This is a genomic window from Streptomyces sp. NPDC051218 (assembly GCF_044455475.1).
Classification (GTDB): domain Bacteria; phylum Actinomycetota; class Actinomycetes; order Streptomycetales; family Streptomycetaceae; genus Streptomyces.
On sequence record NZ_JBITEU010000008.1, the window covers coordinates 453,154 to 479,212 of the forward strand.

Here is a 26,059-nt window from a genome sequence, read left to right on the forward strand (position 1 = left end):
CATGAGGGGGCGCAATTCAGGGCGTGATGGGGGGCGTACAGGGGGGCGCTCTTGCATTTCGGGCACGTGTTCGCATCCTCCGAGGACCCGGCTGTGACCATCGCACGATTCACTCGTTTGAACGTGGTCAGGACGCAACGTCGTCAGCCTTTGGAAGGCTTCTTGATCGATGAGCACATCGCAGCGACCCGCGGCCAGAGGATCCGGGCGGGTGGCACTTGACCAGGCCGAGGCCGTCATCGTCGACCAGTACACCCGGCTCGTACGCCTCGCCTACCTCACCCTCCCGCACGACCTCGGGAGGCACAGGCGGGTCCTCGTCGCCCACGCGCTGGTACAGCGCGCGTTGCCCGGGTTCCGCGTCGGGCGTGCGGCGCCCCGTGTGCCCGAGCAGCGCAGGGGCATACCCCACCCCGCGGCGGCCCACGTGCGGGCGCGCGTGCTGCGCTCCGCGCTCGCCCACGACCGCCGTCCCCGCGGCTGGCCGGGCTTCCTGCCCCCTCCTCGTACGCTGCTGCCGATGCTCCCCGTGGTGTGGGGGCTGCGGCTGTTCCCCCGCGCGGGCGGCGACGAGGAGGTCGCGCTGGGCCAGGTCCTCTCCGAGGCCTCCGCACCCGCGCGTGCGGCGTTCGTGCTGCTCCAGCTGGAGGGCCTGCCCCGCTCCGAGGTCGTCGAGCTGCTCACCGCCGCCGGTGCGCCCCGGCCGGAGCAGGCACTGCGCACCGCCCGCGACATGGGGGACGCCAAGGGCGCGGCGGCTGAAGCGCTGCTGCGTTCGCGGGAGTTCGACGCCTGTTCCGTACAGACCCGCCCGACCGATCTGCTGCGCCGCAGGCGCCGGTACCACCTCACCTGGTCGGCCATCGGGATCATCGCCCTCGTCTGCGCCGCGCTGCTGACCGGCGTCGCGGGCGGGCCCGCGGGCACGTCCTCCCGGAATGCGGACGCCCGCCCCGCGATCTCCCCCGCGGAGCTGCTCCGCACTCCCCGAGACGCCTGGGCCGACACCTCGCGGGTGGACTTCACCGCGTGGCCCGCCCGAGGCGCACGTACCGACGACGACGCGCTGATCAGTCGCGCGCTCGGCGTCTGGACCGATCCGCCGTCCGGCACCCGGGTCGGCGTCGCGAAGGCCACCAGTGCCGAACCTCCGCCCAGCGGCACCCAGTTGCTGTACGCGGGTGACGTCGGCCGGGACGCGGTCGTGCTGTTCCACGACGGTCGGCGCGTCGTGCGCTACGCGGAACCCGCCGCCTCACCGGGCGCCGCGTCGCTGGACATCTCCCGTTCCGACGAAGCCGACGTGACAACGGCTGCCGCGCTCGTCGTCAGCCGCTCGGCGGGCAAGCTCCGCTATCTGACCGCCCCTTGGATCGCCGAGGCGCAGACGCGTGACCTGCTGCCCCCCAACTCCCCCGGCCGACCGCTGGACGTGTCGGACGAAGGGGTCACCGACGCCGTCGGCGAGCCATCGGGCACAGGGGCCTGCGACAGCCTGCCGGTGCTGCAACTGCGCTCCTCCGGCAAGATCGTGGAGAAGCACGCCTTCCTCGTCGCCGACCTGGGCGGCCTCACTCCCGCGCATCTCAGCTACACCCCGCTGCCCGGCACCGGCGCCCCGGCCCGGCAGCCTCGCGAGGCGACGAGCGATGCGGCGCTGCGCAGCTGGGCGCGGACCGCGTGCCGGCTGCCCGAGCTGCGGCAGAGCGGTGTGCGGTCCGTGAACCAGTGGGACTTCGCCGAGCAGGAGCTGCCCGAGCGGGGCGGCCGGGCGGTGTGGTCCTGCACCCGTGCGTCCACCTGGCGCGGCCCCGGCAGCGTCCTCGTGCAGTTCCGCACGTCCGCGGAGTCGGCCACGGCACCGGCGAAGGTCGTGGGGCGTGCGCACTCCACCGCGGCCTGCAGCCGTTTCGGCCAGCATGTCGTGGCCGGTACGTCCTGGACGGCGGGCTCCGGACGCCACTACCTCCTCGCCGCGGGCAGCCGCGAGGTCGACGGGATCGAGGTGACCGGAGATGTGGACGTGACCGATGAAGGACGCACACTGGCCGTCAAGGCTCCCCGGAGCCCCGACGTGACCGTACGGGCACGTCTCACGGACGGTGAGAGGCTGGACGAGGTCGGACGGCGTCCCGTGCGCTGAGGGCGGTTCCGCGACCGGACGGTGCCGATGGCAGCCTTGCGGAGGCAACCGCCACCGTCCGCGTCCGCGGTCACCGAGATGTCGAGGAGTCGACGTGCCCTTCCGCGATGGCCACCGCCCGGTCCTTGAGCTGAGCAGGCCCGTCCAGGAGCCGCGTGCCGCCGTGCTTCTGCTGCACGGCGGCCGCGAGTTCGGGACCGCCGCGCCCCCGGCGTGGAATCTGCCGGGCGTGCGGCTGCGTCTCTTCGAGCGGGCGATCCGCAGGTCGACGTCGCGAGACGCGGTGCTGATGGCGCGGGTGCGCTACCGCGTCCGGGGCTGGAACGGCGAGCGTGCGGACGCGGCGCGGGACGCCCAGCGGGCCCTGGACGAGCTGGAGTTGCTCACCGGCGGCGCGCCGACCGTCCTGGTGGGGCATTCGATGGGGGCCCGCGCCGCGCTGCGCGCCGCCGGAAGTCCGCTCGTGCGAGGGGTGGTCGGTCTCGCGCCCTGGTGTCCCGCCGGGGAGCCGGTGGCGCACCTGCGCGGCCGGCGCGTGGTGCTGCTGCACGGCGACCAGGACCGTACGACCGACCCGAGGTCCTCCCAGGACTTCGCGGCGCGGGCCCGCGCCGCGGGCGCCGAGGCGGCCACCGTGCTGATGCGGGGCGGTGACCACGCCATGCTGCGCCGCGCCGCCGCGTGGCACGACCTGACGGGGCAGGCGGTGGCAGGACTTCTGGGCATCACCGACCTGCCGCCGGTGATCGCCGAGCGGTTCACTCCCTCAGGATGACGCGCCCGTGCCGCGAGGATGACCGCCCAAGGGCCGCCCAGTGATCGACCCTGTCCGGGCCACGCGTTACTTGCTGGTGCCATCGGTGCAGGCACGTGCTGTGCTGGCCATAGGGCGCCGGCCGCCGTGCGGCGACTCTCCTCGCCCGCTCATCACCCATGACACTAGGAGCGTCCGCCATGGCGATCTTCATGCATGTCTCCCTGCCGGGTGTCACCACCGATCAGTACGACACCCTCAACGCCAAGCTCCAGGAAACGCCCGAGATCTTCGACGGCTGCATCGCCCACGTCTGCGTACCCGGCAGCGACGGTCTGGACATCTACGACCTCTGGGAGTCCGAGCGGCACGTGCAGGCCTTCTCCGAGAAGGTCGGGCCCGTGGCGGAGTCGGTCGGCCTGTCAGGACCCGGAGGCGATTCCGGGTCGTCCTCCGTGCACAACTACTGGATCCCCGGAGCCTGAAAGCTCCAGGCACCCACTCGCCCGAGAGGCCTGGACCGCTCGGGCGAGTGATCGACAAAGCCAAATTCAAAGCTTGACCACAAATTCCACACATCCTCTCTTCATACCGGCGCCAATGGTCTAGATTGACCGTGCTTCAGCTGTTCAGACATGAAGCGACCGTTAATGATCTCCAGGCGCGACGCTACGGAAAGCCGGTCCACAGGGGTCCTTGGGTGCTGGGGAGCACCCAAAGGTTTCGACGGGTTTCCGCGCGCCTCGGGACGTGGGAACAGCTGAAGTGTCAGGTACGGGAGGCGGGGCCTCCCGAGGGGAGGAACAGCGCGGCGCGGGGGGGCGGGGGTGCCTCCTGCGGGAACAGTGTTCGGCCGAGGCGCCGAGCCACTGGCGACCTGTGGGGGGTCCTGTGCAGCAGGGGGAATTAGTCAGCCCGTTTCCGTCGGCGCGCGGGCGTCTGACGAACGGGGCAATCAGAAGACCCGCGAGTGACTGGGAGCAGCGGTACCGCCGTACCGTGATCATCAGCGATACCGTCGCCACGTTTTTCGTGGTGGCGGCGATCGGCAGCTTCTTCGGAGCCCGCGACGCCGCCAACTGGCATGAGAAGTGGGGAATTCTCGCTTTCGGCACCGAGCTCCTCGTATTGGGAGCGTTGGCGGTGAGCCGGGCATGGGCACCGGCGGTTCTCGGCCAGGGCGCGGAGGAATTCCGCCGGCTCGGCCGCTCGATCTTCACGGCGGTCGTCGTGCTGTCGCTCGGCGGTATCGCCCTGACCTCGCGCAACATCAAACTCTGGATCTTCGTCGCGATCCCGGCGATCGCGCTCGTCACCATGACCGAGCGGTATCTGCTCCGTCTTTGGCTGCACAAACAGCGGAAGGAAGGACGGTGCCTGCGTCCGGTGCTCGCCGCCGGGAGCCCGGCCACCGTGCGCGACCTGATCACCCGGACCCGTAAGTTCCCGCACTTGGGCTGGCGGGTGGAGGCGGTCTGCACGCAGGACGGTCTGGGGCTCGACGGCGACCGAGTGGCCGGCGCCCGACTGGACGGGGTTCCAGTGGTCGGCCCACTGACGGACGTCGCGGGCCACGTCCGTCGCGACGGCTACCGCGTCGTCGCCGTCACACCTGACCCGCACTGGTCACCGGACCGGCTGCAGCGCCTCGCCTGGAACCTCGAGGGCAGCGACGCCGAGATGGTCGTGGCCCCCGTCCTCATGGAGGTGGCGGGACCGCGGCTGCACGTCGACGCGGTGCTCGGCATCCCGCTCCTTCGGGTCAGCATCCCGACCTTCACCGGGGGGCGCCGGGCGGTCAAAGGGGTCGTCGACCGGACGGGCGCCGCGCTCCTGCTGCTGCTTTTCGCACCGCTGATGGTGCTCGTCGGGCTGCTCGTGCTCGTCGACAGCCGGGGTGGGGCGTTGTACCGCCAGCGCAGGGTCGGCAAGGACGGCCACGAGTTCACCATCTTCAAGTTCCGCACCATGGTCGTCGGGGCCGACGGGGCACGTGCGGAGCTCGCCGACCGCAACGAAGGGGCGGGGCTGCTCTTCAAGCTCCGCCGCGATCCGCGGGTGACCCGGGTCGGCGCGGTGCTTCGCCGCTACTCGCTCGACGAGCTCCCGCAGCTCTTCAACGTGCTCCTCGGCTCGATGTCCCTGGTCGGTCCGCGGCCTCCACTGCCGGAGGAGTCAGCGGCGTACGGCCCGGACATCCGGCGGCGGCTGCTCGTCAAACCAGGGCTCACCGGGCTGTGGCAGATCAGCGGACGCAGCGATCTGCCGTGGGACGAGGCGGTCCGCCTGGACCTGCGGTACGTGGAGGACTGGTCGCTCGCCCTGGACACGGTGATCTTGTGGAAGACGCTGCGTGCGGTGCTCCAGGGGCAGGGGGCCTACTGATGTGCGGGGGTTCACGGCTCAGCTGTCCGGCTGACGCACTGAAGGCACGCCGGAAAGGCGTGCCCGGGGGGAGGAACGGGTTGTGAGAGTCAGTGTCTTAGGTCTCGGCTATGTGGGCTGTGTGTCGGCCGCGTGCCTGGCCGGCATGGGTCACGAGGTCGTCGGCGTGGACGTGAACCAGGTGAAGGTCGACCTGGTCAACGACGGCAAGGCCCCCGTGGTCGAGGAGCGGATCGGCGACCTCATCGCCGAGGTCGTGCGGACCGGGGCGCTGCGCGCCACCGCCGACGTCCGCGAGGCGATCATGAACAGCGACGTCTCGCTGGTCTGCGTGGGCACACCGTCGGAGCCCAACGGCAGCCTGTGCACCACGTACTTGGAGCGGGTCGCAGCGCAGATCGGCTCCGCGCTCGCCGAGCGGGACGGGGGACGGCACACCGTCGTGTTCCGCAGCACGATGCTCCCGGGCACCTGTCTGAACCTGCTGGTCCCGATCCTGGAGAAGAACGTCGGCGGCACGGCAGGGGTGGACTTCGGGGTCGCGGTCAACCCGGAGTTCCTGCGCGAGGGCACGAGCGTGCGGGACTTCTACGACCCGCCCAAGACCGTCATCGGCGAACTCGACCCGGCGAGCGGCGATGTCGTGGCGGCGCTGTACGACGGTCTGCCCGGCGAAGCCTTCCGGGTGCCGGTCCCGACGGCCGAGGCGATCAAGTACGCGGACAACGCCTTCCACGGCCTCAAGATCGGCTTCGCGAACGAACTCGGCGCGGTGTGCCAGGCGCTCGGGGTGGACTCGCACCAGGTGATCGACGTGTTCCTGGCCGACCGCAAGCTGAACATCAGCCCCGCCTATCTGCGGCCCGGCTTCGCCTTCGGCGGCTCCTGCCTGCCCAAGGACCTGCGCAGCCTGGTCCACGCGGCGCGGCGGGCCGATGTCTCGGTGCCCATCCTGTCCCACGTACTGCCCTCCAACTCCGACCATCTGCAGCGCGCGGTGGAGCTGATCGAACGCACCGGCAAGCGCCGGGCGGGGCTGTTCGGTCTGTCCTTCAAACCCGGCACCGACGACCTGCGCGAGAGCCCGCTCGTCGAGCTGGCCGAGCGGCTCTTCGGCAAGGGGTACGACCTGAAGATCTACGACGCGAACGTCAGCATGTCCCGGCTGCTCGGCGCCAACCGCGAGTACATCGAGGACCGGCTGCCGCACCTCGCGCACCTGCTGGCGGACTCCGTCGACGAGGTGCTCGAGCACGCGGACGTGTGCGTGGTCGGGACCAAGGACCCGGCCGTCCTCTCGGCGCTGCCCCATGGCGAGGGACCAGTGATCGTCGACCTCATCCACCTACCCGACGCCGCGACGCGCCGGACCGAACCGGGGTACATAGGCCTTGCTTGGTAACACATCGTTTGGTGACACGACCGGCGCCCGCCGGCACGAACGGCGCGCGCTGATCCTGGTGGAGAACCTGTCGGTGCCGTTCGACCGGCGGGTGTGGCAGGAGTGCACGACACTGCGCGACGCCGGCTGGACGGTGCACGTCATCTGTCCCCGGGGCGAGAAGCGCGACACGGAACCGGAGGCGGTGGTCGACGGGGTGCGGATCCACCGCTACCCCTTGCGCGCGGCCACCGGAGGTCCCGCGGGCTATCTGCGGGAGTACGGATCGGCGTTGTGGCACACGCTCCGCCTGGCCCGGAAGGTCGGACCGGTCGACGTGGTCCACGCCTGCAACCCGCCCGACCTGTTGTTCCTGCCCGCGCTGTGGATGAAGCGGCGCGGCGCGCGGTTCGTCTTCGACCAGCACGACCTGGTACCCGAGTTGTACCTCTCCCGGTTCGGCCGCGGCGAGGACCTGCTCTACCGCGCCGTGTGCGCGCTTGAGCGGATGACCTACCGCGCCGCGGATGTCGTGATCGCCACGAACGAGAGTTACCGGGACGTCGCGGTGCGCCGTGGCCGTCAGCGGCCGGAGGACGTCTTCGTGGTGCGCAGCGCGCCCGCGGTCGAACGCTTCCAACCGGTGCCGCCCGAACCGGAGTTGAAGCGCGGCAAGCAGCATCTGCTGTGCTATCTGGGCGTCATGGGCCCGCAGGACGGTGTCGACTACGCCTTGCGGTCCCTGGCGAAGCTGCGCGACGACCTCGGGCGGACCGACTGGCATGCGGTGTTCGTCGGCGCCGGTGACGCGTTCGACGCGATGGTGGAGCTGTCCGGGCGGCTCGGTCTCTCCGAGCAGGTGCAGTTCACCGGGCGCGTTCCCGATGCCGACCTGGTGCGCTATCTGTCCACCGCGGACGTGTGCCTCTCCCCCGACCCGCGCAACCCGCTCAACGACGTGTCGACGATGAACAAGGTCATGGAGTACATGGCGATGGGCCGGCCGATCGTCTCGTTCGACCTCAAGGAGGCGCGCGTCTCCGCCGGTGACGCCGCCGTCTACGCGCGCGCCGACGACGAGGCCGAATTCGCCGAGCTCGTCGCGGTGTTGCTCGACGATCCGGAGAAGCGGGCCCGCATGGGCAAGATCGGCCAGGAGCGGGTCGGCGGAGAGCTGTCCTGGCAGAACTCACAGAGATCGCTGCTCGCCGCCTACGCCGCAGCCTGCCCCGACCCCAGACGTGCCGGTGGCGCCCCGATCCGGAAGGGGAGGAGGCGGCGACGTTGAGCGAGGACACCATACGTCTGGCCACGGTCGGGCGGATCTTCCGCAGGCGCGGGCGGCTGCTCGCCGTCGTCGCCCTGGTGGGCGCCCTGGTCGGCTACGGCGCCTCGGTGGTGCTGTTCCCGCCGCGCTACACGGCATCGGCGTCGGTACTGCTGCCGGGGCAGTGGGAGGAACGCGAGCTGCTGACACAGGTGAACGTGGCGACCAGTTCGTCGGTGGTCGACCGGGCCGCCGACGCGCTCGACTGGACGGGCGGCGACGGCGACGAGCTCATCGACCGGGTGAGCGCCAAGGCCGCCGACGGGAACATCATCACGATTTCCGGTACGGCCGACACCCCGGAGCGCGCGCAGCAGCTGTCCGACCGTGTGGCCAAGGAATTCGTCACCTTCGCCACGCGGCTCGCGGGCGGCACCGCCGACCCCGCGACGGCCGGCGGACCGGAGGCGCTGCGGAAGAAGGTCGCCGAGACCAACCGCCGCATCTCCGAGCTGGCCGAGGCGGCGGATCCGGGGCAGACCGTGGAGAGCGTGCAGGCCCGCACCTCGCTCGAGAAGCTGCGCACCTCGCTGGAGGAGGCCATGAAGAAACTGGAAGAGGCCGACCCGGCGACCGGCAAGGCCGGCATGGTCGTCATGGGGCCCGCGGCCCTGCCGACCGGCGAGGCACCGCCGACGAGGACGCAGCTGGTGGCCGGCGGGGCGCTGCTGTTCCTCCTGGTCTCCGTCATCGCCCATCTCACCGCGGCACGGTCGAACAACCGGCTCCGCACCGAGGCGGAGATCGCCGCGGCGCTGGGCTCGACGCTCATCGGCACCGTCGAGGTGCCCGGCGAGCGGACCGCGCACGGGCCGAAAGGCGGCGGCCCGCGAGCCTGGATCCGCCGTTTCCTCGGCGTCGACACCCGGTGGGAGCTGCCGACCCCGCCGGCGTCCGGCGACGAGGCCGGCAGACAGCTCCGCTACCGGCGGGTGTGCGCGCGCCTCCGAATCCAACTGCCGGGCTCCCGGCGGCTCTTGGTCGTCGTACCGGACGGCGACGAGATCGGCCGCCGGGCAGCGGAGCAGCTCGCCGCCGAGGCCAGGAACGATCCGCAGCTGCGGGTGGTGGCCGTCTCGGTGTCCCGGCCGATGGTGCAGGACCGTGACGCCGAGTCCGGCGCCCTGGTCGTGCTCAGCGCGGGCAGTTGGACGGCGGGTGAGCTCGCCGGGGTCGCCGGGGCGTGTGCGGACGGCGGGCATGAGGTCGTCGGCTTCGTCGTCGCCGGTCCGGTCCGCGCCCGTGCCACGCGGCCTGCCGAGCACCCTCCGGAGAACGCCGCTCCGGCGCTCGCGGCGCGCGGACATGCGACGGGAGGTTCGGCGTGACGACGCACACGGCCTCGGAGCCGTCGACAGCCGCTCCGCTGCTCAACCTTCAGGCGCTGGTGGTCGCGGTGCGCAGGCGCCGCCGTCTCTGGTGCTCCCTGGCACTCCTCGGCCTGCTGTTCGGCGCGGCGGTGGCGGTCCTGCGACCGCCGCCGCCGGCCGCGGTGGCCAAGGTGCTCGTCGCGCATCAGGAGGATCAGCCGAACGACACCGGAACGCTGATCCGCACCGACGTGGAGGTGCTGCAGACCACGCGGATCGCCGACAAGGCCCTGAAGTCCCTCAAGTCCCCGGTGAAACCGGCGGACTTCATGCGGGACTACCGGGGCACCGGCGTGACCAACAACCTGTTGCAGATCGATGTGACGGGTGACAGCGACGCACAGGCGGTGGCCAGGGCCAAGGCGTTGGCGGACGCGTTCGTCGCCGACCACGTGAAGCGGATGCAGGACGCCGCGAAGGCCGAGGCAAAGGCCCTGCGCGACCAGCGCGACCGCATGCGGACCGAGCTCGCCCAGGTCAACGAGTCGATCGGGGGCAGGACGCCGTCGAGCGATCCGGAGTCGTCGGCGAGCATGGAGTCACTCTTCGCCCGCCGGGCCGAACTCACCTCCCGGATCGCCGACTTCGACCAGCGCGCCGAGGAGGCGCGGATGGGGACGCCCCGGATCATCTCCGGCACGCAGATCGTGGACGCACCGCGCGCGGTGCGCCACTCCCTGCCGCTGGCCGCCGCCACCAACTCCGCGATCGGACTCGTCCTCGGGCTCGTCATCGGGCTCGCGGTGGCCGCGGTCGGTTCGGTGGTGGCGGACCGTCCGGTGCTGCGCCGGGAGATCGCGGCGAACCTGGGGGCGTCGGTCATCGCGGAGCTGCGGCGCGTGCCCCGCCGTCCGGTCGCGCTCCGGCAGCGACGGCGGACCCGTGCGGCGCGCGACCGGCTCATATCGACCCTGGCCCGCACCGTGCGTGACTCCGGGGAATCGGTGTCGCTCCTGGAGCTCGGCTGTGCGCACAGCACGAGCGTGCTCGCCCTGGACCTGGCGAAGGCACTGTCGGCCCAGGAGCCGGTGGTCGTCATCGACGGCCTGCCGGCCCTGGAGCGCGCCGGCCGGGGCCAGGAGCCGGGCGGCCCGGCCGTGGTCAGCGGTGACCGTGCCGCGGCCGTGCCGCGTCAGACGCGCAGGATCGGTGTCGGCTCGGTCGCGCCCGGCACGGCGTGGACCGGCTTGCAGGACCTCGGTTCGCAGACCGTCCTCGTCGTGCGTGCCGGGCACGGCAGCGCCGCATGGCTGCACACCGTGGCGCGGCAGCTCGCGGATCTGCTCATCCCGGTGATCGGTGTGGTCCTGATCGACCCCGATCCGCGGGACCGGACGGACGGCACCCTGTGGGACGGCCTGCACACCGCGCTGCGCGGCCACGACGCACGCCTCGCCCGGCGGAACGGCGGGGGTGCCTCCCACACCGTCGAGGCAGTGGGGGACGGCCGGCAGCCGGCCGAGCAGCCCTCATGGGCCGTACGAGTCCCGGACAGCGACCAGGAGGCGCGGTAAGACATGTGTGGCATCGCAGGCACCTACCGATGGCCGGACGGGAAGGCCGTGACCGACCGGCTCACCGATGTCCTCGCCCACCGTGGACCGGACGGGGCGGGCCGGTACGGCCATCGCGCCGGTGACGGTGAAGTGCAGCTCGGGCACCGCAGGCTGTCCATCATCGACTTGTCCGAGACGGGCGCCCAGCCGATGGTCAAGGACGACCTGTCCCTCACGTACAACGGCGAGCTCTACAACGCGCCCGAGCTGCGAGCCGAGCTGGCGGCCTCCGGCGTGCGGTTTCGCGGTACGTCCGACACCGAGGTGCTCCTTGAGGCCTGGCGGCGCTGGGGCACCGACTGTCTGCCCCGGCTGCGCGGCATGTTCGCGTTCGGGATCTTCGACGAGCGGACGGGTGAACTGGTCCTCGCCCGCGACCAGCTCGGCATCAAGCCGCTGTTCCTGCTGCGGCGCGGTGAGGGCCTGGTCTTCGCCTCCGAGCTCAAGGCGCTCGCCGCGGTGACCGGCGGATCGCTACGGGTGGACGACGCGGCGCTGGTGGCCTCGCTGCTCTACTACTGGGTTCCGGACTCGCGGTGCGCGTTCCGCGAGGCGGAGAAGCTGCCGCCGGGGAGCTGGCTCAGGTGCCGGCCCGACGGCCGGGTGGAGCGCGGTCAGTACTGGAACCTGCGTGATGTCGCAGCCGAGGGACAGGAGCGGGCCCGCAGCGGCGAACTGCCGGACCTGGCCGCCGTCGTCGAGGAGTCGACCCGGCAGCACCTGCTCTCCGACGTGCCGGTGGCGACCTTCCTCTCCGGCGGTCTCGACTCCAGCTATCTGACCGCGCTGGCGGCCCGCGACCGGCCCGGGATCTCCGCGTACACGATCGGATTCCGCGCCGAGGACGCCAAGTTCGAGGCGATGCCGGACGACCTGCGCTATGCCCGGCAGGTGGCCGGGCAATTCGGTGTCGACCTGCACGAGATCGAGATCGCCCCGAACGTGCTCGACCTGCTGCCGCAGATGACGCACCACTTGGACGAGCCGATCGGCGACCCCGCCGCGATCAACACCTTCCTGATCTGCTCGGCCGCCCGGGAGGCCGGGGTCAAGGTGATGCTCTCGGGGATGGGCGCCGACGAGCTGTTCGCCGGTTACCGCAAGCACCTGGCCAACCTGCTCGCGGTCCGCTACCAGCGCGTCCCTCGGCCCCTGCGGCGCGGCCTGTCCCGGGCCGTGGACCGGCTGCCGGTCGCCACGTCCCGCCGGGGGTTCCGCTCGGTGCGGTTCGCGAAGCGGTTCCTCTCCTTCGCCGATCTGTCGGAGGAGGCCGCGTTCCGCCGCAGCTACACCATGTACGACCAGGACGAGCTGCTCGCCCTGGTCAATCCGGACCTGGCAGGGACGGTCGACGACGTGCTGACCGAGCACGCGGACATCTACCAGGACAACGCACTCGACGACTTCGTCAACCGCATGTGCCTGGGCGACGCGCGGATGTTCCTGCCGGGTCTGAACCTCGCCTACACGGACCGTTCGAGCATGGCCGCGTCGACCGAGGTGCGGGTGCCGTACGTGGACGTCGAGGTGGTCAAGGCGGCGTTCGCCGTGCCCGGTGACCGCAAGATCGTCGGACGGCAGAGCAAGGCCGTCCTCAAGGAAGCGGCCCTCTCGGTCCTGCCGAGGGAGATCGCGTACCGGCCCAAGGGTCTGTTCAGCGCCCCGCTGCGGGCCTGGATGAGCCGGGATCTGGCACCGCTGGTGCGCGAGGTGGTCAACGACGGAGTGCTCGTCAATTCCGGGATCCTGCGCCGTGACGCGCTGGAGCGGATGGTCGCCGAGGACGCCGCGGGGCAGCGGGACTTCTCCAAGCATCTGTGGCATGTGCTGACCCTCGAGTACTGGTACCGCGGCGCGACCTCTGGCTCCGGCCAGCGACAAGTGGTTTGACGGCGTTGGGAATTGACGGCGTTGACGGTGAATCAAGAGGAGCTCGGGTGAAGCAGGTCGTACAGAACTACAAGAGTGGTGAGCTCGCGCTGCTCGACGTGCCGGTTCCGGGGTGCAAGCCGGACGGTGTGCTGGTCCGCAGCGCCTACTCGCTGATATCCACCGGTACCGAGCTCATGAAGGTGTCCGAGGCCGGCATGTCGATGGTGGGCAAGGCCCGCTCCCGTCCCGACCAGGTGGCCAAGGTCATGCAGAGCGTGGCCACCAACGGGGTGCCCGCCACCTATCGCAAGGTGATGGGCAAGCTGGACTCCTACACCCCGCTCGGCTATTCGCTGTGCGGCGTGGTCGAGCAGGTCGGCGCCGGGATCGACGACGTGAAGGCCGGCGACCTGGTGGCCTGTGCCGGCAACGAGCACGCGCTGCACGCCGAGTTGAACTGGGTGCCGAAGAACCTCTACGCCCCGGTGCCCGCCGGTCTCGCGCCGCGGCACGCGGCCTTCGGCACCGTCGGGTCGATCGCGATGCAGGGCGTCCGCCGGGGCGAGCCGCAGCTCGGCGACGTGGCCCTTGTCATCGGCCTTGGCCTCATCGGGCAGTTGGTGGTGCAGCTCCTCACCGCGTCGGGGGTCCGTGTCGTCGGGGTCGATCCCGATCCGGCGCGCTGCGAACTCGCCGAGCGCTCGGGCGCCGCGGCCTGCGGCGACCCCGCGTCCGCCGCCGTGGAGGCCGCCGTCGCCGAGCTCACCGAGGGGTATGGCGTCGACCAGGTGTATCTGGCCGCCGGCGGCGGCAGCAACCAGCCCGTCGAGCTGGCCGCCCACCTGAGCCGCGACCGCGGGCGGGTCGTCGACATCGGCAAGTGCAGCCTCGACCTGCCGTGGAACGCGTACTACGAGAAGGAGCTCGACGTCCGGTTCTCCCGCAGCTACGGCCCGGGGCGCTACGACCCCGCGTACGAACTGGAGGGCCGGGACTACCCGATCGGCTATGTGCGCTGGACCGAGCGCCGCAACCTCGCGTGCTTCCTCGATCTCGCCGCCCGGGGCCGCGTCGACGTGGAGCCCTTGATCTCCCACATCGCCGCCTTCGATGACGCCGTGGAGACCTACCAGGGCCTGAAGGACGGCGAGTTGAAGGCCGTCGCCGTGCTGTTCCGCTACCCCGGGCGGACGGGGGAAACACAAGCGGAGGCCCCGGCGGTGGCCGTGCCCGAGGTGAAGCGAGGGAGCGGCCAGGCATCGGCCGCGCCCCGGGCCACCAAGTCACCCGTACGCCTCGCGTTCGTCGGCGCGGGCAACTACGCGACGTCGATGCTGCTGCCGCACCTGGCGGGGCGCGAGGGCGTCGAGTTGTCCACCGTCGTCACCACGACGGCACTGTCCGCGGCCAACGCCAAGCGGAAGTTCGGCTTCGCCGACGCGACGACCGATCTCGACGCCGTGCTCGGCGACACGTCCATCGACGCGGTGTTCGTAGTCACCCGGCACAGCTCGCACGCCGACCTGACCCGAAGGGCGCTGCTCGCCGGCAAGTCGGTGTTCGTGGAGAAGCCCCTCGCGCTCTCCGAGGACGAGCTGACGGGCGTGCTCGCGGCGGTGGAGGAGTCCGGCAACGACCGGCTCCAGGTGGGCTTCAACCGCCGCTTCTCGCCGCTGCTCCAGGAAGCCAAGAAGCGGTTCGGCGCCCGGAGCGGTCCGGCGAACCTGCGCTATCTGGTCAACGCGGGCCGCTTGCAACACGGCAGCTGGTACCTCCAACAGGGCGCCGAGGGCTCGCGGTTCGTCGGCGAGGGCGGGCACTTCATCGACACGGCGAGCTGGCTGCTCGGGGCCGACCCGGTCTCGGTATACGCGGTCGCCACCTCCGGCAACGAGGACCTCCAGGTCGTGCTGCGCTACCCGGACGGGTCCACCGCCACCATCAGTTACGTCACCACCGGTGCGCCCGGCTTTCCCAAGGAGACGCTGGACCTCGTCGGGGACGGCAAGGTGCTGCGGCTCGACGACTTCGTCCGTGCCTCGGTCCACGGCCCCCGGCGGTGGGTCAGTTCGCGGCTGCCCAAGGCCAGGGACAAGGGGCAGAACGCCGAACTGGCCGCATTCGTCAGGGCCGTGCGGACCGGCGGGCCGATGCCGGTGCCGCTGGAGTCCCTCGTCGCCACCACGGCGGCCACCCTCGCCGTACAGGCAGGCCTGGCGTGCGGCGCGCCGGTGGCGCTGACGGGGGCGCGATGACCGTGAACTCGGGGCATCCGCTCTGGTACCTGCGGCGGCTGTCCCGCATGGGCCCGCGCGAGGTCGCGGGCCGGGTGGGCGACACGGTGCGCAGGCGCCGGTGGCGCTCGGCGCGGCCCGAGTGCCCGCGCGTGAGCGGCGCGCGGTTCACCGCGGTGCTGCCCGCCGCGGCGCTCGCCGCGGTGGCGCCGGACGCCGCGAAGCGGCTGGTCGACGCGGCGGAGCGGCTGATGGCCGGGCACGCCGAGTATTTCGGGGTGGCCCGCGACGACCTGGCCGACCCGGACTGGTGGTACGACCCGAAGACCGGGCGCCATGCTCCGTGGGGCTATGCCTTCGACCTGCCGTACCGCAACGAGGACGCGGTCGGGGACATCAAGCAGATCTGGGAGCTGTCCCGGCATCAGTACCTCACCGTGCTGGCCGCCGCCTACGCGGTCACCGGGGACGAGCGGTACGCCGAGCGCGTGGCCGAGCACCTGCGGTCGTGGTGGGCGGCCAACCCGCCGCTGCGCGGCGTGCACTGGATCAGCGGCATCGAGCTCGGCATCCGGCTGCTCTCCTGGGTGTGGGTCCGCAGGCTGCTCGACGGCTGGCCGGGCGCGGCCGGTCTCTTCGAGGACAACCCGGTGGCGCTGAACCAGATCTGGCACCACCAGCGCTGGCTGGCCGGCTTCCCCAGCCGGGGCTCTTCTGCGAACAACCACATCATCGCCGAGGCCGCCGGGCAGTTCGCCGCGGCGTGCGCGTTCAACTGGTTCCCCTCGTCGGAGCGTTGGCGCGGCGACGCCCTGCGGTCGCTGGATCGCCAGCTGCGCGGCAACACCTTCCTCTCCGGTCTCAACCGCGAGCTGGCGAGCGAGTACCACGGGCTCGTCCTGGAACTCGGCCTTGCCGCGGTGGCCGAGGCGGACGCCGCCGACGTAACGGTCCCAGCGACGCTGCGCCTGGTGCTGCTGCGGATGACCGACGCGCTCGCGGCCGTCGTGGACAACCGGCTGCGGCCGCCACGCCAGGGGGACGCGGACGACGGACACGGCCTGATCGTGGACGGCGCGGGCACCGACCGCTGGGCCTCGCTGCTCGCCACCGGGGACGCGGTGTTCGGCCGCCTCGCCTGGTGGCCGGAGGTGGCCGGAACCGACGTGCGCACCCCGCTGCTCGCCGCGCTCATCCGCCCGTACGCGAAGGGCGGGACCGCACCGGCCGTGGCCCGCCCCTCCACCAAACCGGGGCACTTCGCGGACGCGGGCATGACCCTCCTGCGCGGTCCGGACGAGATCTGGTGCCGCTGCGACGGCGGCCCGCACGGCTTCCTGTCCATCGCCGCGCACGCCCACGCGGACGCGCTGTCCGTGGAGGTCCGGCAGGACGGGGTCGATGTGCTCGCCGACCCGGGGACGTTCTGCTACCACGGACAGCCCGAGTGGCGGCAGTACTTCCGCTCGACCCTCGGCCACAACACCCTGGAACTGAACGGCGCCGACCAGTCCGTCTCCGGCGGCCCGTTCCTCTGGACCCGGCACGCCCGCAGCCGCGTCCTGGACGTGGGCACATCCCCCGAGGGTGTGGCCCACTGGTGCGCCGAGCACGACGGATACCAGCGTTCCGTGCACCGCCGCCGGGTGGAGCTGACCGCCGCGAGCCAGGAGCTGCGGGTGGTCGACGAGGTGCGCGGCAGGGGCCGGGCGGCCGTGCGCCTCGCGTTCCACCTCGGCCCCGCGATCGCCGCTGACCTGGTGGGGAACTGGGCGGTGCTCACCTGGACCCGGGACGGCGAGGACCGTTTCGCGGTGCTCGACCTGCCCGAACAGCTGTCCTGGCGCGCGCACCACGGCGAGAGCGACCCACCGCTCGGCTGGTACTCCGCCGGCTTCGGGCGCAAGGAACCCGCCACCACCCTGGTCGGCACCGGCTTCGCCAACGGCACGCAGGGGTTCACGACCGTGCTCAGGTTCCGGGGCCAGGGGGCGGCGGGATGAGGTGGCGGAACTGGGCTCTGCCGGTGGCGGCGCTGGCCGTGCTGGTGGCGACCGGCTGTGAGAGCTCGCCGGGCGAGCGGGCGGAGCAGACGCCCGCGCCGGCGAAGTCCGGGGCGCGATCCGTGGCCCGGGTGTGTGCCAAGCCCGCAGCCGGGCCGGCGAAGGCGCCGGCGGGCGCGGTGACGGTCGACCCCAAGGTGGTCAACGACCTGGCAGCGAAGACCAAGAGCAGCCCTGCGAACACCACGTTCTGGCTCCGTCCCGGCAAGCACACGCTCGAACCGGACCGCCACGCCCAGGTCATCCCCAAGGAGGGCAACCGTTACCTCGGCGCGCCGGGCGCGGTGCTCGACGGCCGGAAGAAGAACCAGTACGCGTTCGGCGGCGACGCCCGTGACGTCACCATCCGCCATCTGACCGTGCAGCGTTTCGTCGCGCCGCACGACCAGGGCGTGGTCAACCACGACTCGGCCGACGGCTGGGTGATCGAGCACGCGAAGATCCAGTACAACTCAGGGGCCGGGCTGATGGCAGGCGCCCGCCAGCAGGTCCGCGCCAACTGCCTGCGCGAGAACGGGCAGTACGGCATGAACGCGTACAAGGGCACAGGACCGCTCCGCGATCTGCTCCTTGAGGGCAACGAGATCGTGGGCAACAACACCGGCGACTGGGAGCGGCGGCGGGAGGGCTGCGGCTGCACCGGGGGCGTCAAGTTCTGGGCGGTCGACGGCGCCGACATCCGGGGCAACTGGGTGCACGACAACCGCGGGACCGGGCTGTGGGCGGACACCAACAACAACGACTTCCGCATCGAGGACAACGTGCTCGAGGCCAACGACGGTGCCGCACTGATCTATGAGACCAGCTACAACGCGGTCATCCGGAAGAACACGATCCGGCGGAACAACTGGGTCGAGGGCCGCAAGGGGGCCTCCGGCGGCGACAACTTCCCCTTCGCCACCCTCTATCTGTCCGAGTCCGGCGGCGAACCACGGGTCCGGGCCCGCACGGACAAGATCGAGGTCTACCGGAACCTCCTGGAGAACAACTGGTCCGGGATCACCCTGTGGGAGAACGCCGACCGGTTCTGCAACAGCCCCGCCAACACCTCCTCCGGTGACTGCACACTGCTGGAGAAGAACACCGACCGCTGCGCGCAGCCGAAGATCGCCACCAAGCCGCTCTACGCCGACTGCCGGTGGAAGACCCAGCGGGTGGACATCCACACCAACCGGTTCGTGCTGGACAAGTCCGTCCTCAAGTGCACGTCGATGTGTGACCGCATGGCGGTCCTCTCCAACTACGGCACCTATCCGAAGTGGTCGCCGTACAAGGGTGAGCGGGTGGCGGACGCCATCACCCACAAGCAGGGCAACCGCTGGCGCGACAACGTCTACATCGGCCCGTGGAAGTTCGTGGCCCACGACCCAAGCCGGGTGCTCGACTTCAGGCAGTGGCAGGGCGCGCCGTACGAGCAGGACGCGAGCAGCACCCTCCGTGTACGGGCCGGTGATTGAGATGAGTCAGGACCTGCGGCGCGGTGGGCTGCCGGGCCCGGCGGACGCGGCGGGCACGCGGCCCGACCTCGGACCGCGCCCCGGCACACCCAAACTCGTCGGTGCCGCCTGGGGGTTGCTGGTCCTCAACACGCTCGGCTCCGCCGGGGCCGAGACCATCATCCCGCTGCCCCGCTCCCTCATCCAGCTGGTCACGATGGGCGCGCTGGTCGGTGCGTTCACGCTGGCGCTCGCGCTCAACCTGCGGCTGCGCATCCACGCAAGCGCCTTCCTGCTGCTGCTCACCCTGCTGCTCGTGCCGAGCGTGATCTCCAGCCTGCAACTGGCGTCCGGCTTCGGCGCGTTGTTCCGCTGCACCCGCCTCGCTCTCTTCATCGGCACGCTGTGGCTGCTCAGCCGCTGGTGGGACGGCAGCGACACGTTCGTCCGGCACCACATCCGCATGTACTTCGCGGTGCTCGGGTCGGTCGCCGCCGGCGCGGTCATCTCGCCGGGCGCGGCCCTGCCGGAGGTCTACGGCGGGCGGCTGGTCGGCGCGTTGTGGCCGCTCACCCCGCCGCAGATCGGCCAGTACGCCGCGGTGATCATCGGGCTCACGGTGCTGCTCCTGCTGGGGCGCAGGACCGACAGGGTCAGCGCCGCGGTCATCATCGTGCCCTCGCTCGTCCTGCTCGCGCTGACCCATACCCGGACGGCCACGCTCGGCATGCTCATCGGTCTCGTGCTGGCGATCGGCTCGCTCGTCCTGACCAGCGCCGCCGCCCGCCGGTTCTTCACCTGGGCGGTGGTCGTCGCCACGGTGGCCGCGGTGGGGTTCGCCCCACTGCTGCGGGCGTGGTTCCTGCGCGGGCAGAGCCAGGAGTACCTCACCAGCCTCACCGGCAGGGCCAAGGTCTGGGACGCCCTCCTCGCCGCGCCCCGGACGACCGCCGAGAAGCTGTTCGGCATGGGACTCGGCGACAAGTCGTTCGGCGGGTTGCCGATCGACAACAGCTGGCTGGCCGTCTACCACGAGCAGGGCTGGGCGGGTGTCACCCTCGTGTCGGCGTTCATCACCATCCTCGGCGGCGTCGCGTTGCTGCGACCGCCGTCGCTTGCGAGGGCGTGCGCGATCTTCCTGATCAGTTACTGCGCGATCGCGTCGTACACCGAGGCGGGTCTCGGCGACGCCTCGCCGTATCTGCTGCATCTGGCCCTGGCCGCCTCGCTCCTCGCGACACCTGCCGCGGCCACTCCCGCGGCGAAGCCCGCGGTGCCACGGCGACGTATCCCGCGCTGGGCCCAAGATCGGAGGCGACTGTGAGCATGCACGTCCTGGTGGTGCACAACCGCTACGCCTCGGCGCAGCCGAGCGGCGAGAACAAGGTCGTCGACCAGGAGGTGGCGCTGCTGCGCGCGGCCGGCCACCGGGTCGAGGTGTTCGAGCGGCGCAGCGACGACATCGCCGCCCGCTCCCTCCCCTCCAAGGCAGCGGTGCCGCTGCTCGTGCCGTGGAACCCGGCGGTCCGTAAGGAGCTCACGGCTCGGCTCCGCGCCGAGCGGCCGGACGTCGTCCACGTGCACAACGTCTTCCCGCTCCTGTCCCCCGCGGTCCTCGCCGCCTGCGCCGACGCGGGCGTGCCCGCCGTCGCCACGCTGCACAACTACACCCAGGTCTGCCCGCCCGGCACACTGCAGCGGGACGGCAGGCCGTGCACCGAGTGCGTCGGGGCTGCGGCGCCGCTGCCCGCCGTGCGGCACGGCTGCTACCGCGGCTCCCGGCTCGCGACGGTGCCGCTGGCGCTGAGCCTCTCGGTCAACCGGCGGCGGTGGTGGTCCGGCGTGGAGCGGTTCTTCTGCATCTCCGCCGCGCAGCGCGACGTCCTGGTGGGGTCCGGCATGCCGGCCGAACGCCTCGCGGTGAAGCACAACTTCGTGCCCGAGCCGGAGATCCGCCGCGAGGGCGCGGGCGAGCATCTGCTGTATCTCGGCCGGCTCGCGGAGGCCAAGGGCGTGCGGGTTCTCATGGCCGCCTGGGACGAGATCGCCGCGGACGGCGGTGTGGGTGTGCCGCTCGTCATCGCCGGCGCGGGGCCGCTGGAGCGGGAGGTGAGGGCCTGGGCCGCGGGCCGGGACGACGTGCGCTGCGTCGGCCTGTGCGACACGGCGGAGAGCCAGAAGGCCATCGCGCGGGCGGTGGCCGTGGTGGCCCCGTCGACGTGGCTGGAGGCGTTCGGTCTGGTGGTCGTGGAGGCGATGGCGGCGGGGGTCCCGACCGTCGCCGCGGGGCACGGCGCCTTCGTCGAGCTGGTCGAGGACGGCGTGAGCGGGCTGCTGCACCGGCCGGGCGATGCCACATCGCTCGCCAACTGCGTGCGCCGGGTCACGGTCGACGCGGCCCGCAACCAGGAGATGGGCCGGGCGGCCAGGCGCCGGTACGAGCAGGGGTTCAGCCCTGCCGTCGGCCTTGAGCGCCTGGTGGAGGGGTACCGCTCCGCGATCGCGGGCCGGACGGAATCAATGGGGGGCAGTAAATGACACGTTGCCGACTCTGCGGCTCGGCGGCGCTGGAGAGCGTCGTCGATCTGGGGGCGACGCCGCCGTGCGAGAGCTTTCTCGCCGCGGACCAACTGGACGGTCCTGAGCCGGCGTACCCGCTGCATCTGCGGGTCTGCACGGAGTGCTGGCTCGCGCAGATACCGCCGCTGATCACTCCGGAGGAGACGTTCAGCGAGTACGCGTACTTCTCCTCCTTCTCGACCTCCTGGGTGGAGCACGCGCGTACGTTCGTCGCCGACGCCGTACAGCGGGTGGGTCTCGGTCCCGACGCCTTCGTGGTCGAGGTCGCGAGCAACGACGGATATCTGCTGAAGCACGTGGTGGACCGGGGAATCCGCTGCCTGGGCATCGAGCCGTCGGTGAACGTCGGCGCCGCCGCGCGCGAGGCGGGCGTGCCCACGCTCACGGAGTTCCTGAGCCCGGACACCGCATCGGCCGTCCGCGCCGAACACGGCCCGGCGGACCTGGTCGTGGCCAACAACGTGTACGCGCACATCCCCGACGTCGTCGGGTTCACCCAGGGTCTGCGCTCGCTGGTCGCCGACGACGGCTGGGTCTCCATCGAGGTGCAGCACCTGCTGACCCTGATCGAGGAGAACCAGTACGACACGATCTACCACGAGCACTTCCAGTACTACACGGTGGCGTCCGCGATCCGGGCGCTCGCGAGCGGCGGACTCGCCCTCGTGGACGTCGAGTTGCTGCCCACGCACGGCGGTTCCATCCGGCTCTGGGCGCGGCCCGCCGAGGTGGCCGGCGAGCCCACGCAGCGAGTGACCGACGTGCTGGCGCGGGAGAAGGCCGCCGGACTGCAGGAGTTGTCGGGCTACACCGAGTTCTCCGCCCGGGTGGCCAAGGTGCGCCGCGATCTGCTCAAGTTCCTCATCACGGCGGCCGAGCGCGGTGAGACGGTCGTCGGCTACGGCGCGCCGGGCAAGGGCAACACCCTGCTCAACCACTGCGGCATCCGGCCCGACCTGCTCGCGTACACGGTCGACCGCAATCCGTACAAGCACGGCCGGTTCACGCCGGGCACCCGCGTCCCGATCCTCACGCCCGAGCAGATAGCCGCCGACCGGCCGGACTACGTCCTCGTCCTGCCCTGGAACCTGCGGGCCGAGCTCGTCGAGCAGCTGTCCTACGTACACGACTGGGGCGGCCGTCTGGTCTTCCCGATCCCGGAACTCAGCATCGTCGAGGCCCCGTCTGGAAAGGCCACAGCATGAAGGTCGTACTGTTCTGCGGCGGTTACGGGATGCGGATGCGCAGCGGCGCCGCCGACGACGTGCCCAAGCCGATGGCGATGGTCGGCCCCAGGCCGCTGATCTGGCATGTCATGCGCTACTACGCGCACTTCGGGCACACGGAGTTCATCCTGTGCCTCGGATATGGGGCGCACCACATCAAGAACTTCTTCCTCAACTACGAGGAGACGACGTCCAACGACTTCGTGCTGCGCGGCGGGCGCACCGAACTCCTCTCCACCGACATATCGGACTGGACGATCACGTTCGCGCAGACCGGCATCGAGTCGCCGATCGGCGAGCGGCTTCGCCGGGTGCGGCACCACTTGGACGGCGACGAGATGTTCCTCGCCAACTACGCCGACGTGCTCACCGACGCCCCGCTGCCGCAGATGATCGACCGGTTCGCCCGGCGTGACGCCGGCGCGTCGATGATGGTCGTGCCGCCGCAGTCCTCGTTCCACTGCGTGGAGCTGGGCGAGGACGGCCTCGTAGGGGGCATCACCGCGGTGAGCGACCTGCCGCTGTGGGAGAACGGCGGCTACTTCGTGCTCCGTAGGGAAGTCTTCGACCACATACCGGAGAACGGCGACCTGGTCGCCGACGGGTGCGCCCAACTGGCCAAGCAGGGACGCCTCGTCGCGCACCAGCACCGCGGTTTCTGGAAGCCGACCGACACCGTGAAGGAGCGGGCCGCGCTCGACTCCGCCTACGCACGGGGCGACCGCCCGTGGGCCGTGTGGGAGCGGGACTCCGCCAGGGTGGGCGCATGATCCGGCTCGGGTCCGGGCGCCTGGAGCGGATCGTCGCGGTCGGCGCGCACTGTGACGACATCGCGATCGGCGCGGGCGGCACGCTCCTCACGATGTGTCTCGCGCGGCCGGGTGTCCGTGTCGACGCGCTGGTGCTCTCCGGCGGTGGCAGCGAGCGTGAGCAGGAGGAGCGGGCCGCGCTCGCCGCCTTCTGCCCGGGGGCCGACCTGCGGCTCACCGTGCTCAAGCTGCCGGACGGCCGGATGCCCGTGCACTGGGACGAGGCCAAGGCCGCGGTCGAGGAACTGCGCGGGCAGACCGAGCCGGATCTGGTCCTTGCCCCGCGTACGGACGACGCGCACCAGGACCACCGCGGCCTGGCGCGGCTGATGCCCACCGCCTTCCGCGACCACCTCGTGCTCGGCTACGAGATCGTCAAGTGGGACGGCGACCTCGGCCGCATGGCCGCGTACCAGCCGCTGTCCACGGAGACCGCCGAACACAAGGTGCGGCTGCTGCAGGAGCACTACCCCTCGCAGCGGCACCGGCCCTGGTACGACCGCGAGGCCTTCCTCGGTCTCGCGCGGATCCGCGGCATCGAATGCCACGCGCGGTACGCCGAGGCGTTCGCCGTCACCAAACTCACGCTCGATCTCGGCACTTGCGATCTGGGGGAATGAACCTTGCGCGTACTGCTCACCGGACACCAGGGCTACTTGGGCACCGTGATGGCCCCGGTACTCACGGCCGCCGGACACGAAGTCGTCGGCCTCGACGCCGGTCTGTTCGCCGACTGCGTGCTCGGCCCACCGCCCGCGGACCCGCAGGGGCACCGGGTGGATTTGCGCGACGTCACGGCCGAACACGTCGCGGGCGTGGACGCCGTGATCCACCTGGCCGCGCTCTCCAACGACCCGCTGGGATCGCTCGCGCCGGAGCTCACCTACGACATCAACCACCACGCGTCGGTACGCCTTGCCCGGCTCGCCCGCGACGCGGGAGTGCGGCGCTTTCTGTACGCGTCGACCTGCTCCGTCTACGGCGCGGCGGGCGGCGGGGATCTGGTGGGCGAGGACGCCCCGCTGCGCCCGGTGACGCCGTACGCGGAGTCCAAGGTCCGGGTGGAGGACGATCTGCACGCGCTGGCGGACGGCGACTTCAGCCCGGTGTTCATGCGCAACGCCACCGCCTTCGGCTACTCCCCCAGGCTGCGCGCCGACATCGTCCTGAACAACCTGGTGGGTCACGCGCTCCTGTCGGGCGAGGTGTTGGTGCTCTCCGACGGCACGCCTTGGCGCCCGCTGGTGCACGCCGCCGACATCGCGCGGGCCTTCACCGCCGCGCTCGACGCGCCTCAAGAGGCGGTGCACGACCGGGCGTTCAACATCGGCAGCGAGGTCAACAACGTCACGGTCGCCGAGATCGCCGAGCAGGTCGCCGATGCGGTGTCCGGTGCGAAGGTGCGGATCACCGGCGAGAACGGCGCCGACCCGCGGTCCTACCGGGTGGACTTCTCCCGCTTCCGCGCCGCGATTCCCGGCTTCGACTGCGAGTGGACGGTGAAGCAGGGCTCGCTGGAACTCGCCGACGCCTACCGCAAGTTCGACCTGACCCGGGAGGACTTCGAGCAGCGTTTCACCCGCCTCGCCGTATTGCGCGCGGCGTCCGAGGCCGGCGCGGTCGACGACACCCTGCGGCGGCGCCGATGACGCAGACTGGTGAGGAGATGCACGCTTTGGTGGAGCGGTTGTACCCGCTCTGCCGGAGCATCACCGGGGACGGGGTGCGCGCCACCCTGGACATCGTCGGCGAGTACGTCCCGTTGCAGGTGCACGAGGTGCCGACCGGGACGCAGGTGCTCGACTGGACGGTGCCGCAGGAGTGGAACATCCGGGACGCGTACATCGCCGACGCCGAGGGCCGGCGGGTCGTCGACTTCGCCGAGTCCAGCCTGCACGTGCTCGGTTACAGCGTGCCGGTGTCGCGGACCATGCCGCTGTCCGAGCTGCGTGAACACCTGCACACCCTCCCGGACCACCCGAGCTGGGTGCCGTACCGCACGAGTTACTACAAGCCGGAGTGGGGCTTCTGCCTGGCTCAAAAGACCCTGGACGCGATGCCGGACGGTGAGTACGAGGTCCGCATCGACTCGACGCTCGCCGACGGCCATCTCACCTACGCCGAGCACGTGGTCCCCGGCCAGGTGCCCGACGAGGTGATCGTCTCCTGCCACGTCTGCCATCCCTCGCTGGCCAACGACAACCTGGCAGGCATCGCGGTGGCGACGTACCTGGCAAGGGAGTTGGCCACGACGACGCCGTACTACACCTACCGGTTCATCTACGCGCCCGGCACCGTCGGGGCCATCACCTGGCTGGCCCGCAACAAGGAGCGGATGGAGCAGGTCGAGCACGGCCTCGTGCTCGCCTGCGCCGGCGACTCGGGCCAATTGACGTACAAACAGAGCAGGCGCGGCGACGCGGAGATCGACCGCGTGCTGCGGCACGTCCTGGCCGCCTCCGAACGCCCGCACAGCGTCACCGAGTTCACTCCGTACGGCTACGACGAGCGGCAGTACTGCTCCCCCGGGTTCAACCTCGGCGTGGGCTCGCTCAGCCGGACCCCGTACGCCGGATATCCCGAGTACCACACCTCGGCGGACAACCCGGACTTCGTGTCGCCGCAGGCGATGGCGGACACGCTCGCCGTCTGCCGCGAGGCGTTCGCCGTCCTCGACCGCAACCGGACCTACCTCAACCTCAGCCCTTACGGCGAACCGCAGTTGGGCCGCCGCGGGTTGTACGACGCGCTCGGCGGACGCAGCGACACCAAGCAGGCCCAGATGGCCATGCTCTGGGTGCTCAACCTCTCCGACGGCGAGCACAGTCTGCTCGACGTCGCCGAACGGTCGGGGCTGCCCTTCGACACCGTCGCCGTCGCGGCCGACGCCCTGCTCGGCGCCGGGCTGATCAAAGCGTGACGC

Annotated in this window: 19 protein-coding genes; all 19 read left to right on the forward strand. The window is 71.3% G+C overall.

Features of this window, described 5'->3' with window-relative positions; translation table 11 throughout:
• Positions 1-169 precede the first annotated feature (169 nt).
• Positions 170-2,143 carry a hypothetical protein gene (locus ACIBCK_RS25540; protein WP_399393836.1) on the forward strand — a complete coding sequence of 658 codons (1,974 nt, stop codon included), beginning with the start codon at positions 170-172 and terminating at the stop codon, positions 2,141-2,143.
• A 94-nt stretch (positions 2,144-2,237) separates the two neighbouring features.
• Complete coding sequence (locus ACIBCK_RS25545; protein ID WP_399393839.1) at positions 2,238-2,918, forward strand: alpha/beta fold hydrolase; 681 nt, start codon at positions 2,238-2,240, stop codon at positions 2,916-2,918.
• A 179-nt stretch (positions 2,919-3,097) separates the two neighbouring features.
• Positions 3,098-3,382 (forward strand): hypothetical protein, encoded by a 285-nt coding sequence (locus ACIBCK_RS25550; RefSeq protein WP_399393842.1) that lies wholly within the window; start codon positions 3,098-3,100, stop codon positions 3,380-3,382.
• Between the two features lie 406 nt (positions 3,383-3,788).
• Complete coding sequence (locus ACIBCK_RS25555) at positions 3,789-5,282, forward strand: sugar transferase (RefSeq protein WP_399393845.1); 1,494 nt, start codon at positions 3,789-3,791, stop codon at positions 5,280-5,282.
• 82 nt (positions 5,283-5,364) lie between these two features.
• On the forward strand, positions 5,365-6,684 hold the full coding sequence (locus tag ACIBCK_RS25560) for a nucleotide sugar dehydrogenase (protein ID WP_399393846.1): 1,320 nt from the start codon (positions 5,365-5,367) through the stop codon (positions 6,682-6,684).
• Positions 6,674-7,951, forward strand: coding sequence for a glycosyltransferase family 4 protein (locus tag ACIBCK_RS25565; RefSeq protein WP_399393848.1), 1,278 nt, complete (start codon positions 6,674-6,676; stop codon positions 7,949-7,951). The genes ACIBCK_RS25560 and ACIBCK_RS25565 overlap by 11 nt, the downstream gene beginning before the upstream one ends.
• On the forward strand, positions 7,948-9,318 hold the full coding sequence (locus tag ACIBCK_RS25570) for a polysaccharide biosynthesis protein (RefSeq protein ID WP_399393851.1): 1,371 nt from the start codon (positions 7,948-7,950) through the stop codon (positions 9,316-9,318). The genes ACIBCK_RS25565 and ACIBCK_RS25570 overlap by 4 nt, the downstream gene beginning before the upstream one ends.
• A complete protein-coding gene (locus tag ACIBCK_RS25575; protein WP_399393852.1) occupies positions 9,315-10,874 on the forward strand; it encodes a Wzz/FepE/Etk N-terminal domain-containing protein in 1,560 nt (519 codons plus the stop codon). Before ACIBCK_RS25570 ends, ACIBCK_RS25575 begins: the two co-directional genes overlap by 4 nt.
• A 3-nt stretch (positions 10,875-10,877) precedes the next feature.
• Positions 10,878-12,806 carry an asparagine synthase (glutamine-hydrolyzing) gene (gene asnB, locus ACIBCK_RS25580; protein WP_399393855.1) on the forward strand — a complete coding sequence of 643 codons (1,929 nt, stop codon included), beginning with the start codon at positions 10,878-10,880 and terminating at the stop codon, positions 12,804-12,806.
• Between the two features lie 47 nt (positions 12,807-12,853).
• Positions 12,854-15,043, forward strand: coding sequence for a bi-domain-containing oxidoreductase (locus ACIBCK_RS25585; protein WP_399393858.1), 2,190 nt, complete (start codon positions 12,854-12,856; stop codon positions 15,041-15,043).
• Complete coding sequence (locus ACIBCK_RS25590) at positions 15,040-17,025, forward strand: alginate lyase family protein (protein ID WP_399393860.1); 1,986 nt, start codon at positions 15,040-15,042, stop codon at positions 17,023-17,025. Before ACIBCK_RS25585 ends, ACIBCK_RS25590 begins: the two co-directional genes overlap by 4 nt.
• Positions 17,022-18,542, forward strand: coding sequence for a right-handed parallel beta-helix repeat-containing protein (locus ACIBCK_RS25595; protein ID WP_399393862.1), 1,521 nt, complete (start codon positions 17,022-17,024; stop codon positions 18,540-18,542). The genes ACIBCK_RS25590 and ACIBCK_RS25595 overlap by 4 nt, the downstream gene beginning before the upstream one ends.
• A 1-nt stretch (position 18,543) precedes the next feature.
• On the forward strand, positions 18,544-19,845 hold the full coding sequence (locus tag ACIBCK_RS25600) for an O-antigen ligase domain-containing protein (protein ID WP_399393863.1): 1,302 nt from the start codon (positions 18,544-18,546) through the stop codon (positions 19,843-19,845).
• A 2-nt stretch (positions 19,846-19,847) separates the two neighbouring features.
• Positions 19,848-21,059 (forward strand): glycosyltransferase, encoded by a 1,212-nt coding sequence (locus tag ACIBCK_RS25605; protein WP_399393973.1) that lies wholly within the window; start codon positions 19,848-19,850, stop codon positions 21,057-21,059.
• Entirely contained in the window at positions 21,056-22,306 is a 1,251-nt protein-coding gene (locus ACIBCK_RS25610; RefSeq protein WP_399393866.1) for a class I SAM-dependent methyltransferase, read from the forward strand. The genes ACIBCK_RS25605 and ACIBCK_RS25610 overlap by 4 nt, the downstream gene beginning before the upstream one ends.
• Positions 22,303-23,097, forward strand: coding sequence for a glucose-1-phosphate cytidylyltransferase (locus ACIBCK_RS25615; RefSeq protein ID WP_399393867.1), 795 nt, complete (start codon positions 22,303-22,305; stop codon positions 23,095-23,097). Before ACIBCK_RS25610 ends, ACIBCK_RS25615 begins: the two co-directional genes overlap by 4 nt.
• On the forward strand, positions 23,094-23,756 hold the full coding sequence (locus ACIBCK_RS25620) for a PIG-L deacetylase family protein (protein ID WP_399393869.1): 663 nt from the start codon (positions 23,094-23,096) through the stop codon (positions 23,754-23,756). Before ACIBCK_RS25615 ends, ACIBCK_RS25620 begins: the two co-directional genes overlap by 4 nt.
• Positions 23,757-23,759: 3 nt before the next feature.
• Positions 23,760-24,785, forward strand: coding sequence for an NAD-dependent epimerase/dehydratase family protein (locus ACIBCK_RS25625; RefSeq protein WP_399393871.1), 1,026 nt, complete (start codon positions 23,760-23,762; stop codon positions 24,783-24,785).
• Positions 24,782-26,056, forward strand: coding sequence for a DUF4910 domain-containing protein (locus tag ACIBCK_RS25630; RefSeq protein WP_399393873.1), 1,275 nt, complete (start codon positions 24,782-24,784; stop codon positions 26,054-26,056). The genes ACIBCK_RS25625 and ACIBCK_RS25630 overlap by 4 nt, the downstream gene beginning before the upstream one ends.
• Positions 26,057-26,059: the final 3 nt, after the last annotated feature.

Bases quoted from the DNA above. Each gene is read 5' to 3' on its own strand.
- ACIBCK_RS25630 (WP_399393873.1), top strand. From the start codon at position 24,782: ATGACGCAGACTGGTGAGGAGATGCACGCTTTGGTGGAGCGGTTGTAC.
- ACIBCK_RS25600 (WP_399393863.1), top strand. From the start codon at position 18,544: ATGAGTCAGGACCTGCGGCGCGGTGGGCTGCCGGGCCCGGCGGACGCG.
- ACIBCK_RS25550 (WP_399393842.1), top strand. From the start codon at position 3,098: ATGGCGATCTTCATGCATGTCTCCCTGCCGGGTGTCACCACCGATCAG.
- asnB (WP_399393855.1), top strand. From the start codon at position 10,878: ATGTGTGGCATCGCAGGCACCTACCGATGGCCGGACGGGAAGGCCGTG.
- ACIBCK_RS25615 (WP_399393867.1), top strand. From the start codon at position 22,303: ATGAAGGTCGTACTGTTCTGCGGCGGTTACGGGATGCGGATGCGCAGC.
- ACIBCK_RS25620 (WP_399393869.1), top strand. From the start codon at position 23,094: ATGATCCGGCTCGGGTCCGGGCGCCTGGAGCGGATCGTCGCGGTCGGC.
- ACIBCK_RS25610 (WP_399393866.1), top strand. From the start codon at position 21,056: ATGACACGTTGCCGACTCTGCGGCTCGGCGGCGCTGGAGAGCGTCGTC.
- ACIBCK_RS25605 (WP_399393973.1), top strand. From the start codon at position 19,848: ATGCACGTCCTGGTGGTGCACAACCGCTACGCCTCGGCGCAGCCGAGC.
- ACIBCK_RS25595 (WP_399393862.1), top strand. From the start codon at position 17,022: ATGAGGTGGCGGAACTGGGCTCTGCCGGTGGCGGCGCTGGCCGTGCTG.
- ACIBCK_RS25540 (WP_399393836.1), top strand. From the start codon at position 170: ATGAGCACATCGCAGCGACCCGCGGCCAGAGGATCCGGGCGGGTGGCA.
- ACIBCK_RS25590 (WP_399393860.1), top strand. From the start codon at position 15,040: ATGACCGTGAACTCGGGGCATCCGCTCTGGTACCTGCGGCGGCTGTCC.